Raw genomic sequence first — 13,728 nt, forward strand, 5'->3', positions numbered from 1 at the left:
GAAACCGACGATGCGCAACACCCTGGGTGCTGACGCGGCCACGGGCCGCCGGTCGCAGGGCACGCCCGGAGGCGGGGACGCGGCCGAGCCCGCCTCCCCGTCCCCGCCGCGAGCGGCCACGCGCCGCCGCGGCCGTGCCCGGGCGCGACTGGAGATCGCGGTCCTGTCCGGGCCGGCGATCATCATGTTCCTGACGTTCGTGATCTTTCCGGTGGTGCTCGCGGCGTTCTACGGCTTCTACCGGTGGAAGGGCTACGGGGCGCCGACCGACTGGGTCGGTCTCGGCAACTACAAGCTGATCCTCACCGACCCAGCGTTCCGGCAAGTCCTGTGGCACACCTTCCTGATCCTGGCGCTCTCCCTGGTCGTCCAGGGCCCGCTGGCCGTCTTCCTCGCGCTCCTGCTCAACCAGAAGATCCGCGGCCGCTCGGTCATCCGCGTCCTGATCTTCGTGCCCTACGTCGTCTCCGAGGTCGTCGTCGGCACCGGCTGGAGCCTGATGCTCCAGACGAACGGCGCCCTCAACGACCTCCTGCAGCACATCGGGCTGGGCTCCCTGCGGGCCGACTGGCTCTCCGACCCGAAGCTGGCCATCTGGACCCTGATGGGCATCATCTCGTGGAAGTACATCGGCTTCGCGGTGATCCTGATGCTCGCGGGCCTGCAGTCGATACCCGACGAACTCTTCGAGGCCGCCCAGATCGACGGCGCCTCCTACTGGCAGATCCAGCGCCGCATCACCCTGCCGCTGCTGGGGCCGACGGTCCGCATCTGGGCCTTCCTGTCGATCATCGGCTCGCTGCAGCTGTTCGACCTCGTCTACATCATCTGGGGCCCGTACATCTCGGCCACCGCCGGCACCTCCACCATGGCGATCTACATGGTCGCCCAGGGCCGCAACGCGGGCAACTACGGCTACGGCAGCGCCATCGCGGTCGTGATGTTCCTCATCTCGCTCGTCGTCGCGCTGGTCTACCAGCGCTTCGTCCTGCGCCGAGACCTCCAGGGTGCCGTCACCGAAGGAGCCGCCTGATGAGCGCGACCACCGCCGACTGGCTGAACTCCGACGCCGACCCGAAGACGCCCCGCGGCCGGCGCGACAGGCGGGACGCGCCGCGGAAGTGGGGGAGCCCCTTCACCTACTTCGTCGCCCTGCTCTTCATCGGGGTCTGCGTCGCACCGGTGCTCTACATCGTGCTCGGCGGGTTCCGCACCAACTCGCACATCACCACCCACCCGGCCGCCCTGCCGGACCCGTGGGTCCTCGGCAACTACGAAGCCGTGCTGACGTCGAGGACGTTCTGGGGCGAATTCGCCAACTCCGTCATCGTCGCGCTCGTGAGCACCGTCGGCATCGTCGCCTTCGGACTGATGGTGAGCTTCGTGATCGCGCGTTACGACTTCAAGCTCAAGGGCGCGATGTACTCCCTGTTCGCCGCCGGCCTGATGTTCCCGATGGTCATCGCGATCACCCCGCTGTACATCATCGTCAAGAACATCGGCCTCGTCGACAACCTCTTCGGCGTCATCGTCCCGCAGATCGCGTTCGGCCTGCCGACGACCGTCATCATCCTGGTGCCGTTCCTCAAGGCGATTCCCCGCGAGATCGAGGAGGCCGCCGCGATCGACGGCACGAGCCGGCTCGGATTCTTCTTCCGCATGGTGATCCCGCTGTCGCTGCCCGGCGTGGTGACGGTCGGCATCCTCGCCTTCATCGGCAGCTGGAACAACTACGTGCTGCCCCTGTACGTCCTCAACTCGGACGCGAACTACACCCTGCCGCTCGGCGTCCAGGCGTTCTCCTCGCAGTACTCCTCGGACACCGCGAAGGTCCTCGCGTTCACCTCACTCGCCATGCTGCCCGCACTGGTCTTCTTCTCGGTCTTCGAGAAGCGGATCGTCGGCGGTCTCACCGGTGCCGTGAAGGGCTGAACCGCCCCCGGGAGCCGCACGCACCGGCTCACGCCCCGCCCCTGCCGCCCCCCGGCGGGGGCAGGCCGCCGACCGGCGGCGTCACCCATGTTCCGGCACATCCCGCACGACCCCACGGAAAGGACCCCCGCCTTGCCCCGCGCCCACATCGAGCTCGACAAGCAGGCCGTCGTCGCCCCCGTCCGCCGCCGCACCTTCGGCGCGTTCGTCGAACACCTCGGCCGCGGCGTGTACACCGGCCTCTACGAGCCGGAACACCCGAGCGCGAACGACGAAGGCTTCCGCATGGACGTCGTCGAACTGGTCAGGGAGCTGGGCAGCACGACCGTCCGCTACCCGGGGGGCAACTTCGTCTCCGGGTTCCGCTGGGAGGACTCGATCGGCCCGCGCGACAAACGCCCGGTGCGCCGCGACCTCTCCTGGCACTCGCTGGAGTCGAACCAGGTCGGTCTCGACGAGTTCGCCAGGTGGCTCAAGCTCACCGATTCCGAGCTGATGCTGAGCGTCAACGTCGCCACACGAGGCATCCTGCCTGCCCTGGACCTCCTGGAGTACGCCAACCACCCGTCCGGCACCGCGCTGTCCGACCTGCGCATCGCCAACGGCACCCCGGAACCGCACAACGTGCGCATGTGGTGCCTCGGCAACGAGATGGACGGACCGTGGCAGACCGGCTTCATGACGGCGGACGACTACGGCAAGATCGCCGCCCGCACCGCCGCCGCGATGAAGATGGCCGACAAGGACCTCGAACTCGTCGTCTGCGGCTCCTCCGGGTCCGGCATGCCGACCTTCGGCGACTGGGAGCGCACGGTGCTCGAGCACGCCTACGACCATGTCGACTACGTCTCCTGCCACGCGTACTACCAGGAGCACGACGGCGACCTCGGCTCCTTCCTCGCCTCCGCGATCGACATGGACTACTTCATCGACACCGTCGTCGCGACCGCCGACCACGTGGGGTACAAGAAACGCTCGAACAAGAAGATCAACATCTCCTTCGACGAGTGGAACGTCTGGTACCTCAAGGAGCACCAGGAGTCCGGGGACGTCAACGACGAGTGGCGCCACGCCCCTCGGCAACTCGAGGACAAGTACACGGTGGCCGATGCCGTCGTCGTCGGCAATCTGCTGATGACGCTCCTCAGGCGCAGCGACCGCGTCACCTCGGCCTCGCTCGCCCAACTCGTCAACGTGATCGCGCCGATCATGACCGAGCCCGGCGGCCCGGCCTGGCGGCAGACGACCTTCCACCCGTTCTCGATCACGAGCCGGCTCGCCTCCGGCGAGGTGATCCGCCCCGTCATCGAGGCGCCGACGTACGAGACGGCCCGCCACGGCGAGGCGTCCGTCATCGACGCCGTCGCGACCGCCGACGAGGACCGGGCGGCGGTGTTCCTCGTCAACCGCGACCTAAGGGAGGCCGCGCAGGTAACGATCGACGTGCGCGGCCTCGGCTCGTCGCGGATCGCCGAGGCGGTCACGCTCGCCGACTCCGACGTCTACGCGAAGAACACGCTCGCCGAGCAGAACCGGGTGACCCCGTCCGCGAACCCGAGCGCCACCCTCGCCGAGGGCGTGCTCACCATCGAGCTGCCACCGGTGTCGTGGACCGCGATCGCGCTGCGCTGACCGGTCACACCCGACCGGACGGCCCGGCTTTCCGCCCGGGGATGGCGTGGCGGTACGGGGCAGGACGGAGCGGATCTTGCCACGCAAGCCTCGTCCGGCGGCCCGGATGACGGGCCGCTCGCACCGTCTGATCTTGTGCCGCCGCCCCGCCCCACAGGTGCCGGATCAGTGCGGATGCGGGCACCTCGCGTCGGCGAGACGCTGGGAACACAGCCGGCCATGCGGCGCGCCGAGTGGTCCGCGCGACAGTGACCCGCCGCCGGCCAGAACCCGGCACGGCTCCATGCTGCGGTGGACCGTTGCGAGGAGAACGTGATGGATGACGCCACACTGGAAGAGATGCGGACGGCACTGCGTGGCCCGGTCATCGGACCCCAGGACTCCGCGTACACGGCGGCGCGCACGATCTACAACGCCATGATCGACCGGCGCCCCGCCGCGGTCGTGCGCTGCGCGGACGCGGCGGACGTGATGGACGCCGTGGACTTCGTGCGGGACCACGGCCTGGAGATCGCCGTGCGCGGCGGAGGCCACAGCGGTCCGGGGCTGTGCGTGGTGGACGGCGGTGTCACCGTCGACTTGTCGCCGATGCGCTGGGTGCGCGTGGACCCCAAGTCCCGCACAGCCCACGTCGGCGGTGGCGCCCGGCTCGGCGACCTGGACCATGCCGGTCACGCGTTCGGCCTCGCCACGCCCGCCGGAATCCAGTCCACCACGGGCGTCGGCGGCCTCACCCTGGGCGGCGGGCACGGTCACCTCACCCGCAGGTACGGACTGACCATCGACAACCTGTTGGCCGCCGACGTGGTGCTGGCCGACGGCTCGTTCGTCACCGCGAGCGAGGAGGAGCACCCGGACCTCTTCTGGGCACTGCGCGGTGGCGGGGGCAACTTCGGTGCGGTCACCGCGTTCACCTTCCGGCTCCACCCGGTCGACGTCGTCGTGCTGGGCATCACCCTGTGGCCCGTGGACCGCACCCGGGAGGTACTGCGGTGGTACCGCGACTTCCTGCCCCAGGCGCCCGAGGACCTCAACGGTTTCTTCGCCGCGCTCGCAGTACCGCCGAGTCAGCCGTTCCCCGGGGAGATCCACGGCCGCAAGATGTGCGGTGTCGTGTACTGCTGGACCGGTGACCCGGAGCGCGGGGCGGACGCGCTCGCATCCGTCGGCGCGCCTTTCGGGCCGGCCTTCCACCTCACCGCGCCCATGCCGTACCCCGCTGTGCAGGGCATGTTCGACGACCTGCTGGCTCCGGGCCTGCAGTGGTACTGGCGCGGAGCGTTCTTCGACCGGATCAGCGACGAGGCCATCGAGGTGCACGCCGACTTCGCCGAGGCACTGCCCACCGGCCTGTCGACCATGCACCTCTACCCGATCGACGGGGCCGCCCACCACGTGGAGCCGGACGACACGGCATGGGCCTACCGCGACGCCACCTGGTCGGGCGTCATCGCCGGCATCGACCCGGACCCCGCCAACGCCGAGACGATCAAGGAGTGGAGCGTCGCCTACTCCGACGCCCTGCGCCCCCACTCGATGGGCGGCGCGTATGTCAACTTCATGGGGTCCGGCGAAGGGCAGGACCGGGTCAGGGCCACCTACCGCGACCATTACGACCGGCTCGCGGAGGTGAAGCGAACCTACGACCCGGACAACTTCTTCCACGCGAACCAGAACGTCTGTCCGGCCGCGACCTGACTCCGCTGTCGAGGGGACGACCACCTCTCCGGGCGCTGCGATCAGCGCTGCGGTCCGCCTGCCCGCGCCGCCGCCCGTCAGGTGCCGTGATCTTCCCCTGCGTCATGACGTTGTTGACGCTCATGCGACGGGTGCGGGTCTGTGCGTTCCGGTGGCGCCTCGGGCGAGTGCCTGTTCTGCCTTTGCGAGTCTGCGGATCGCCTGGGCCAGTTGACGCGGAGGGAGCGTGTAGGGCAGTCGGATGTTGCGTTCGAACGCGCCGCCGATCCCGAATCGTGGTCCGGCGGCGATGGTCACTCCGTGATCGGGTGCGATCGCCGCCAGCCGTGAGCTGATGGGTTCGGGGAAGGTTGCCCAGAGCGTGACGCCGCCGGGTGGTAGGGGGGCGTGGACGTCGGGCAGGTGCTCGCCGAGTGCCTGACGCAGTGCGTCGCGTTGCGATCGCAGGTGCCGGAGTGTGCTCGGGCGCCTGGTCTGGTGTTCGTTCAGGAGGACGGCGGTGGCGAGCTGTTCGAGGACAGGGGTGCCGAGATCCGTGGCGAGGCGGGTCTGCTGGACGCGTTCCAGGAGAGACGGCGTTGCGCGAATCCAGCCGATGCGCAGGCCGCCCCAGATGCTCTTGGAGACCGAGCCGATGCTTATGGCGGTCGGCATGTGCAACGCGAAGGGTTCCGGGCTTGCTCCGTCCAGGGCCAGGTCGGTCATGGTTTCGTCGATGACCGTGGGGCACGCGAGTCTGAGCGCTTGACGGACGCTCGTGGGCATGCACAGCCCTGTCGGATTGTGGAAGTCGGGTATCAGGTAGGCCAGACTCGCGGTTCGGGCCGCCGCGTGGAGTTGTGCGGTGTCCCAGCCCGAAGGGGCCACGGCGACGGCCAGGGGCCGAGCGCGCACCTCGGTGAATGTCCTGATCGCGTGCGGATAGGTCGGATGGTCGATCAGGACCCTGTCGCGCGGCGACAGCAGGGTGCGCGCCAGAAGGGCCAGCGCGTGTTGTGCGCCGTTGGTGATCAGGATGTGATCGGGCGGCGTGGGCAGTGCGCGTCGTTGATACCAGTTGGCCACCGCTTCGCGCAGCTCGGTGGTGCCGTACCGGTCGTAGCCGTGCCTCTCGAAGTACCGTGGCAGCTGTTCGAGCGCCGTCGCGAACGCGGCGTGGAGGATTTCGACGGGTGCCGGTGGCGCGGCGAAGGACAAGTCGATGGTCGCCGAGCTCGTGCTGGACCGGTGTTCGGGCGGCGGGTCGTCGGGGAGCCGCACGGTCGCCCTGGCGCGCGCCCGTGTGGCGAGATATCCGTGATCGACCAGAGTGCGGTACGCGGCGCTGACGGTGGTTCTGCTGGTGGAGAGCGCGGTAGCCAGGTCACGTTCGCTCGGCAGGGTCGAGCCGAGGGAGAGACGCCCGTCCAGGACCAGCAATCGCAGTCTGTCGGAGAGGCGTTGATGCGCCGGCCCGGGCCCCTCCTGCCAGGTCCCCAGCATGCGCGCTACCGCGTGCGAAGTGACTTTCACCCAGCCAGCCTAACCAATCTGGCTATGGAACCCAGGTCCAGATGCCGCGGAGGCTTGCCCCATGGCACCTCCTGTTTCCGCTGCACACGTCTCCGACCCGGTCCGCCACGAACAGCGGCCCGTGATGATCCGGATGAACGCTTTCGCTCAAGTCCGAGCGGGCCGAAAGGCGCGTCGTATACCCCAGCTCCTGGTCGGGTTGGTGGGGTACGGGGCCGCCGTCATGATGCTGGTCGAAGCCGGGCTGGGGCCGGCCAGCTGGAGCGTGCTCACGGAGGGCACGGCCAAGTCCCTTGGTATCTCCTTCGGTTGGGCGAACAACCTGATCTCCCTGCTTGTGCTTCTCGCATGGATTCCGCTGCGAGAACTGCCCGGCCTCGGCACACTCCTCAATGTCGCCATCATCGGCTTCGCCGCGGATGCCACCGCCACCGTGCTCCCCCGCCCCCAGGGGACACTTGCCGACATCGGATACCTGGCACTCGGCCTCCTCGCGCTGGCCTTCTTCGACGCGCTCTACCTCGGTGCGCAGTTTGGTGCGGGCCCCCGCGACGGCATCATGACCGGACTTGTCCGGCTCACCCGACTGCCCATCGCGGCGGTGCGAACCGGCATCGAAACAGTCGTCACCGGAGTCGGCTGGCTTCTGGGTGGAACTGTCGGGGTGGGAACCGTGCTCATCGCACTGTGCATGGGGCCCCTCGTCGGCTACTTCCTGCCACACGTCGCAGTGCGCCTCCCCGTCATCGCCGCCGAGGAACGGCACACCCGATGAACGCGAGTGCGCCGTCGCTCCACCCGAACGCCCCGCCTCCACCGCTCGGAGGATCCCGGCGGGACCAGCCAGTGGAATCACCGGTTCTCTTCGATCACGGGGCCGCGCCCTGGAGTTCGTCTGTCAGCGCGTACGGCCCGGGCCCGCAGTGCCAGGTCGGCTCGGCTCTCGTCGCCGGTCATCGCCGGCTGGGGCGGGGATGGCGTTGTCGATGAGGACGGCGGCGATGGCGGCGGCGGTGGGGAAGGTGTCGGCGTCGAGGACCCGGGTGCGGGCCGCGGCGCCGTCGAGGAGCAGCGCGAGTTGCTCGCCGAGTTGTTCGGGGTCGGCGGCCCCGGCCTCGCGGGCGGTGTCGGCGAGCCGCGCGGCGACGGCCTGGTGGATCGTCTTCCCGGCGGCCGACGAGAACGGGGCGGTGCTGCGAGCGGCAAAGCCGCTCGCAGCACCGTGGAGCAGTTCGGGCCGGTCGGTGTGATGTCAGTAGCCGACCGCGACCTCCATCCACTGGGGGTTCTGCACCGTGGTGTAGGCGGCCTGGCCGGCCACATCGTCGTAGGGGAAGCCGTAGGCGAGGTGGTTGATCGCGTGGTCGTGCCAGTACTTGGCGTACCAGTTGGCCGGGTCCGCGGAATAGAACCTGGACGGGTCCTGCTGCTCGGCCGTCGGCAGGTCGGCCGTGTGCCGGTTCAGTGCCGCGCACAGGCTGGCATTGGCCGCGAGCGAACCGGCGCATCCGAAGATGTTAGAGGTGGACTCGCTGACGCCGACCGAACTCGCGTACGACGTGAAGTAGTTGGCGTTCGCGCCACCGGCGCGGAAGCTCGGATCGCTTCCCGGGGCGATGATCCGGTACGGCGCCTGGGTCTGGGCCAGCACCTTGAACTGCTGCGGGACGGAGCTCTGGAAGTTCTGGAAGACCTGGTCGCGGCTCATGGTGAACAGGTCCTGGGAGTCACCCAGTTGGACATCCTGCCCGCTGTGTGAGTGCAGCCGGATGGCCAAGGGCAGTCCCCAGGCGTCCACGCGGGTCGTGTTGCCGCTGAAGGACGCCGATCCCGTGGTGAACTCGATGAAGTCGTAGTACTGGCTGTTCGGGGAGCCGACATAGAAGTACATACGCTGGGCAGGGGCCGCGATGACGTCGACGTAGGGCTGCTCGGCGATCGAGTGGACCTGACCGTTGTAGCTCCAGTAGACCTGGCTGTCCGGGTAGGCGCCATTGGTGCGGTTGAGCACCTTCACCGTCATGACGGCCGATGATGCCGGGATGTCGTCGGTCGTGCCCCAGAAGCTGTCGGGCGGCGTGGTTCCGCCGCCCCCGGAGCCGCCGTAGACCTGGAACTCGTACAGCGAGTAGCCGTATGGCGTGGCACGCTGCGTGCCGTACAGGCGCACGTACCGACCGGAAGCGGTCACGTTCAGGTTCTGTACACCGCCCGTGCCCGTACTGGTCGAGTAGACGGTCGTCCAGGGGCCGGACGCGCTCGTGGCCGTCTGGATCTCGAAGGCCTTGGCGTAAGCGGCCTCCCATTTGAGGGTGACCTGCGTGATGGGCTGTTCGGAGCCAAGGTCCACTTGGATCCACTGGGGGTCGCTGAACGCGCTGGACCAGCGGGTCTGGTCGTTGCCGTCCACCGCCTGGGAGGCGGGGAAGGCTGTGCTCTCGGTGGAGGAGGCGGTGGCCGGCCTGCCCTGGGAGAGCAGCGTTCCAGCTGCTCGGGCGGGGGAGGGTGAGGCGGTGTTGACGGCTATGGCGGCGATCAGCGCCAGGAGGACGCCGAGGATGGTCTGAGTGCGACGCCTCGTGCTCCGTGGCATGCGGGACGGTATGACGGTGTGTGACACGGTCGTACTCCTCTTACGGGTGGGGCCGTGACGGAGACGAGCACTTGCTGGCGAGTGATGTTTGCAAGCACCCGCGCCTGAGTCAATGGTCTGTACTTAAGAAGCCGATTGGGCCGCGGCGCGGTTCGGAAGTCGAACGGTCACCGGGGCCGTCCGTCGCGTTGAAGCGGAGCGGGACGAGCGGGATCGCGGCCCGCGCCGTGCGGGGACCGCATACGCCTGACGAGCACCAGGACGGGGTGCCACCATCGGCCGATGGAGTATTTCACCCTGACGGCCAAGTCAACGGCCGGTGATTCGACGGCTGTTGAAGCGGCCCTCCGCCAAGCCTGGAACGCGTGCGCCGAGACGGCCTGCCCCAAGTGCGGGGTCACAGCCGGGCAGTACTGCCGAGACCGCACCCGCGGCAGCTGGTATGTGACTCGCTTTCACCGGCCCCGGCAGGACGCGGCAGGCGTCCCGCGGATTCTCCCGCCGGTGGGGATCAACGGGCTCAGCTGGGCCAAGGGCAAGGGTGGATTCCTGTGGGACGGCCGGCGAATCCCGACGGTCTGACCACGGAGGGGCCCACTCGTACCGCGGGTGCCCAGGACCTTGTGGCAGCCGCGGTGCGGGCGGCCGGCCGGGCACTGCTGTGTTCGCTGCACTGGGTGCTGCTACGGGTGCTCCCAGGCTGCCGTATTGCATCTAATGCAACATACGGTTCGCACCGTCAAGGCCGGTAATGGCAGGTGGTGAAGAGGCTAGCCAGCTTCAGTTCATCGATGCCGCTGACGCTCTGGCCAGGCCCGCGTAACCAACCCAACGTTGTTGCGTGAAATGCAACGTGAGTCGAGTCGTTGATTTGCCAGGGGCCGCGCATTTGGTCCTCGCCGGTGGGGTCGTGCACTTGGACCCCGAGCCCGCCGTCTTCGACGCAATGTTGGAAGGATGGGCCCGTCAGCAGCGCACGCGGTTCCTCGACTGGGAGTCGACCATTCGCCCCAGGGTCTCCCTGGTCAAGCGGCTCGCTCGGTTCACGAACCAGTACCCCTGGCAGTGGGAGCCCGCGGAAGTGGAGGCGTTCTTCGACTACCTCCGAACTCGGCGTCCGGGGAAGCCGCTCGCTGTGTCGACGGCTCGGAACTACCAGAACGATCTTCGACTGTTTCTCGACTACGTCACCGATGCCCGTTACGGCTGGCCGACGACATGCAGTGAGCGCTTCGACCGGGCTCCGGTTCAGTTGCTGCACGAGTGGAACACCGTCACCCATACCAGTGAGTACGAGTGTGCCGCCGAACGGCGCCCACTCACCTACGACGAGGTCCAGGCGCTTTTCGACGCTGCTGACGGCCGTGTGGAGGCCATTCGCAAGCGGCGGCGCAAGGGTTCCCTCGCCGCCCTGCGTGACGCCATGGTCCTCAAGGCTGTCTACGCGTACGGACTACGACGGCAGGAAGCAGGATCTCCCTGGCATCGTCCGCACCGTCGGGGCCCTGGTGCTGCTCTTCGGATTTCCCTACACGCAGCTCCTCGGCCTCACCACCCACGACGTGATCATCGGCGGCGACGTTGTGGAACTCAGTATTGATGGGCACAGCCTGCGTTTGCCGCCCAGAGTCGATCAACTGCTGCTCGAGCAGCGGAAAGTAAGCGCGGAGCGCTGGACTATCAACCAGACAGCCAGCAGAACACCGTGGCTCTTCCCCGGCCGGGAACCCGCACGACCCATCCGGTCCGAATACCTCGGCCTACTGCTACGACGTCACGGCTTCGAAGGCCTCGCCAGCCGCAACAGCGCCCGTCTTGCCCTGGCCTACGACCTGCCGGCATCCGTCCTCGCCGACCTCACCGGCACAAGCATCAGCAACGCCACACGGTGGACCGGATACGCCAGACGCGACTGGCTCGACTACATCGCGTCCCGCACGCAGACCTGACTGCTCCCCGGTCGACGGCCATGGATCAGAGAGACCATCACGAGCTGGGGGCGGTCATAGCACCTCTGCGCATTCGTCGACGAATGCGCAGAGCCGACGAATGAGGCTCAAGAAGAAGGGGGTGGGGTCCGAGTCGCCCTTCATGTGAGTTGCATCCTGGAGCCACCGCTGCCACGGGCCCCCCGGTTCTCGGAAGCGGTCGGCTTGACCACCTCCAAGGTTCAGGTCGATGAACTGGAGAGCGCCCATGACGACGGCCTGGTCGTACGCGAGGTCAGGGCGGCAGAGGTAGCGATCCAGGTAGGCGGCGAGCAGATCAGCGTCGCGCGCCGTTCCGAAACTGGCCAGGACCACGCAATAGGCCAGCCCAACGCAGCAGACCTCGCTGGCCAGCAGGAGTGCCCCGAGGTGCTCACGGAACTCGGTCCGGCGGGAGACAGCTACGAGCCAAGCCGCAGTTCTCCGCTCACGCCAGCCGCCCTCAAGAAGCTTGGCGACCTCATCTGCGGTGATGAGTCCCGCGTCCTCACGAAGGTCTCGCATAAATCGGTCACACTCAGGACTTTGCATGCGCAGCAAGCCACCGCCGAGCTTCAGGTAGCGTCGCTCGGGCGTGACATAACGACGAACCAATGCCAGCAACTCAGCATCGTCGTGAGGATGGCGTATCACACTGGCGATCTTGCCTTGCCGCCTCGGAACAGAGCCAGTCCTCCCTTGCCCCGATGTGAATGAGTACGGCAGTTGGCACCAGTGCTGAAGTATGCGCTCAGACCCAAGGCCCGTAGGTCAGCCGCCGTAAAGGCCCCACTCGTCGAGACCCCCGTAGATGTGCGCCTCGAGGCATTGCGGGGCGTCAAGGCCTACGGCCTCACCCCGGTACACGGCGATGAGGGAGTCCTTGCCCCGCCACCAAGAGTCGGTCAAACCCTGCACTTCGGGTACCGGCTCGAATGCGCCGAGATCCAGTGCGTCGACGGCCTTGCGCTTGACCCTTGTGACGGTCGTGGCCCAGCGGCGGGCATGAGCGGCGAGCGCCAGGGATTCCACCCATCCGTCAGTGTTGGCATGCAGGGGCGTCCACTGGTAGGCGTCGATGCCGAACGCACCGTCGGCGCCGATCGCGAAGCTGTAGGCCATGGAAACCCGGCAGCCCCCTGCCGGGAACGACCAGCCTTCTGCGGGAATCTCCTCGGGGCAGTCGGCGTCCAGGACGCGCGGACCGCCCTCGTAGAACGGGGCCGGCGGCAAGGCGAGGCCGCCCCAGCGGTCCTGGAAGGCAGCAGCCCGCTCGATCTCCGCAGCGGGGATCCCGTGCTCGATCCACGCGTCGCGGTGTCGCCGGATGTCCGGCCGGCGAACACGTATGCCCTCCGTCTCGATAAACCGCTGGGCCCTGCGGCTCAGGCCGGCAGGTGCGACCGGGACGGACGATACGCGCTGGTCAGCCATTACCGCTGCTCGCCGTCACCGGCGTGGAGCACGGCCGACGCAATCTCCCGCACGCGCTCCGGGCTGATCCCGGTGCGCTGCTCGACGGCGAGAGGGTGGTCGGTGGGCTCCAACTCCACGAAGGGACGCTCACCGACCGGACGGGTATGGACGCGCGTCTTCAGGTTGAGCGTCGTCGCCGGGTATACTGGAAGATCGGTGGTGAGCCAGCCGAAGTACGGCTTCTCAGCCTCGCGGCCGGGCCTGTCCCACAGATCCGAGGCTCGGGAGAAACTCTCTCGGCTGAGCGAGACCCAGACGCCCCAGGAGAACACCTCGGCACTGCCGATGACCGGTATCTCGATCAGGCCCTTCACGAAGTAGTGCTGCCCGCGAACCACGCACTGGTCCGCAGAGAGCAAGCAGTCCTCGGCGTCGGCGAAGGCCGGCTCCCACACGGCGGGGGCCTCGGCCGTGTAGTTCATCGGCAGCTCAGGGTGGTGGGCTCCACAGCACGCGCAGGTGAACCCCAAATCACTGGTCATGGGCCCGGAGCCTAGCGACGGACTCCAGCCGGACCCGAAGGGGGCTTACTCGGCCACCGCTCTGCGCGGCCAACTACCACGCTCAGTCACAGCTGGCTCCCCCGCCGACAGGCGATGGCGCGTGGCTCTCTTGGCGCCGGAATACAGCAGCTACGGAACAAGTGCACTCCGCCAACAGGGGTGCCGGGGGGCGATCACATGCGAAGGCCGGCCCTACGCACGGTGGGTCTGGTCACCCAGGCTTGGCCGGAGCTAAACGGACGGGGCGGAACTCTCCGGCGGCCAGTGGCGGAAATGAGCGCTCGGCCGCGTGTTCATGCGGGACCGGCCGCTTCAGAGGGATCTGGACGAACCGGCCGCCGCCCTTTACGCCGAGGCGGAACACGCCCTTTTCCAGCGTCATGACAATGAGGTCGGCCATTCCCGCCGTGGAGAA

The 13,728-nt window shown here is 68.0% G+C and carries 12 protein-coding genes; 6 read left to right on the plus strand and 6 right to left on the minus strand.

What is annotated here, in order from left to right; genetic code table 11:
• Positions 1–10: 10 nt before the first annotated feature.
• The 4 genes from ACSP97_RS32615 to ACSP97_RS32630 all read left to right on the plus strand — a co-directional run bounded on the left by ACSP97_RS32615 (position 11) and on the right by ACSP97_RS32630 (position 5,262).
• A complete protein-coding gene (locus tag ACSP97_RS32615) occupies positions 11–1,033 on the plus strand; it encodes a carbohydrate ABC transporter permease (protein ID WP_355330098.1) in 1,023 nt (340 codons plus the stop codon).
• Positions 1,033–1,932 carry a carbohydrate ABC transporter permease gene (locus ACSP97_RS32620; protein ID WP_440555604.1) on the plus strand — a complete coding sequence of 300 codons (900 nt, stop codon included), beginning with the start codon at positions 1,033–1,035 and terminating at the stop codon, positions 1,930–1,932. Before ACSP97_RS32615 ends, ACSP97_RS32620 begins: the two co-directional genes overlap by 1 nt.
• A gap of 132 nt (positions 1,933–2,064) precedes the next feature.
• Complete coding sequence (gene arfA / locus ACSP97_RS32625; protein ID WP_355530760.1) at positions 2,065–3,564, plus strand: arabinosylfuranosidase ArfA; 1,500 nt, start codon at positions 2,065–2,067, stop codon at positions 3,562–3,564.
• A 315-nt stretch (positions 3,565–3,879) separates the two neighbouring features.
• The gene (locus ACSP97_RS32630; protein ID WP_440555606.1) at positions 3,880–5,262 is read left to right on the plus strand and encodes an FAD-binding oxidoreductase; all 1,383 of its coding nucleotides are present in this window, start codon (positions 3,880–3,882) and stop codon (positions 5,260–5,262) included.
• Between the two features lie 120 nt (positions 5,263–5,382).
• On the opposite strand, the gene yczR is transcribed toward ACSP97_RS32630, so the two are convergent.
• Complete coding sequence (gene yczR / locus ACSP97_RS32635) at positions 5,383–6,774, minus strand: MocR-like transcription factor YczR (RefSeq protein WP_440555608.1); 1,392 nt, start codon at positions 6,772–6,774, stop codon at positions 5,383–5,385.
• A gap of 223 nt (positions 6,775–6,997) precedes the next feature.
• Here yczR and ACSP97_RS32640 point away from each other — a divergent pair, with 223 nt between their 5' ends.
• Positions 6,998–7,549, plus strand: coding sequence for a YczE/YyaS/YitT family protein (locus ACSP97_RS32640; RefSeq protein ID WP_440555610.1), 552 nt, complete (start codon positions 6,998–7,000; stop codon positions 7,547–7,549).
• A gap of 477 nt (positions 7,550–8,026) precedes the next feature.
• Here ACSP97_RS32640 and ACSP97_RS32645 read toward each other — a convergent pair whose 3' ends face one another.
• Positions 8,027–9,367: a beta-1,3-glucanase family protein gene (locus ACSP97_RS32645; protein WP_358680518.1), complete on the minus strand. Its 1,341-nt coding sequence runs from the start codon at positions 9,365–9,367 to the stop codon at positions 8,027–8,029.
• Positions 9,368–10,875: 1,508 nt separating this feature from the next.
• Between ACSP97_RS32645 and ACSP97_RS32650 the strand changes: the two genes are divergently transcribed.
• Complete coding sequence (locus ACSP97_RS32650; RefSeq protein ID WP_440555612.1) at positions 10,876–11,316, plus strand: hypothetical protein; 441 nt, start codon at positions 10,876–10,878, stop codon at positions 11,314–11,316.
• A 54-nt stretch (positions 11,317–11,370) separates the two neighbouring features.
• On the opposite strand, the gene ACSP97_RS32655 is transcribed toward ACSP97_RS32650, so the two are convergent.
• The 4 genes from ACSP97_RS32655 to ACSP97_RS32670 form a co-directional block, all read right to left on the minus strand.
• Entirely contained in the window at positions 11,371–11,988 is a 618-nt protein-coding gene (locus tag ACSP97_RS32655) for a DUF6000 family protein (RefSeq protein WP_440555614.1), read from the minus strand.
• A gap of 117 nt (positions 11,989–12,105) precedes the next feature.
• Positions 12,106–12,768 (minus strand): hypothetical protein, encoded by a 663-nt coding sequence (locus ACSP97_RS32660; protein WP_355530748.1) that lies wholly within the window; start codon positions 12,766–12,768, stop codon positions 12,106–12,108.
• A complete protein-coding gene (locus tag ACSP97_RS32665; RefSeq protein ID WP_355530746.1) occupies positions 12,768–13,232 on the minus strand; it encodes a DUF2199 domain-containing protein in 465 nt (154 codons plus the stop codon). Before ACSP97_RS32665 ends, ACSP97_RS32660 begins: the two co-directional genes overlap by 1 nt.
• Positions 13,233–13,524: 292 nt before the next feature.
• On the minus strand, positions 13,525–13,713 hold the full coding sequence (locus ACSP97_RS32670; protein WP_382076701.1) for a hypothetical protein: 189 nt from the start codon (positions 13,711–13,713) through the stop codon (positions 13,525–13,527).
• Positions 13,714–13,728: the final 15 nt, after the last annotated feature.

The sequence above is a fragment of the Streptomyces sp. SCPE 10 genome (assembly GCF_051980735.1).
Classification (GTDB): Bacteria; Actinomycetota; Actinomycetes; order Streptomycetales; family Streptomycetaceae; genus Streptomyces; species Streptomyces misionensis.

What these genes read in the sequence shown, in the direction of transcription:
- ACSP97_RS32615 (WP_355330098.1), top strand. Translation starts at nt 11, where the DNA reads ATGCGCAACACCCTGGGTGCTGACGCGGCCACGGGCCGCCGGTCGCAG.
- ACSP97_RS32620 (WP_440555604.1), top strand. Translation starts at nt 1,033, where the DNA reads ATGAGCGCGACCACCGCCGACTGGCTGAACTCCGACGCCGACCCGAAG.
- ACSP97_RS32630 (WP_440555606.1), top strand. Translation starts at nt 3,880, where the DNA reads ATGGATGACGCCACACTGGAAGAGATGCGGACGGCACTGCGTGGCCCG.
- ACSP97_RS32640 (WP_440555610.1), top strand. Translation starts at nt 6,998, where the DNA reads ATGATGCTGGTCGAAGCCGGGCTGGGGCCGGCCAGCTGGAGCGTGCTC.
- ACSP97_RS32645 (WP_358680518.1), bottom strand. Translation starts at nt 9,367, where the DNA reads ATGCCACGGAGCACGAGGCGTCGCACTCAGACCATCCTCGGCGTCCTC.
- ACSP97_RS32660 (WP_355530748.1), bottom strand. Translation starts at nt 12,768, where the DNA reads ATGGCTGACCAGCGCGTATCGTCCGTCCCGGTCGCACCTGCCGGCCTG.
- ACSP97_RS32665 (WP_355530746.1), bottom strand. Translation starts at nt 13,232, where the DNA reads ATGAACTACACGGCCGAGGCCCCCGCCGTGTGGGAGCCGGCCTTCGCC.
- ACSP97_RS32670 (WP_382076701.1), bottom strand. Translation starts at nt 13,713, where the DNA reads ATGGCCGACCTCATTGTCATGACGCTGGAAAAGGGCGTGTTCCGCCTC.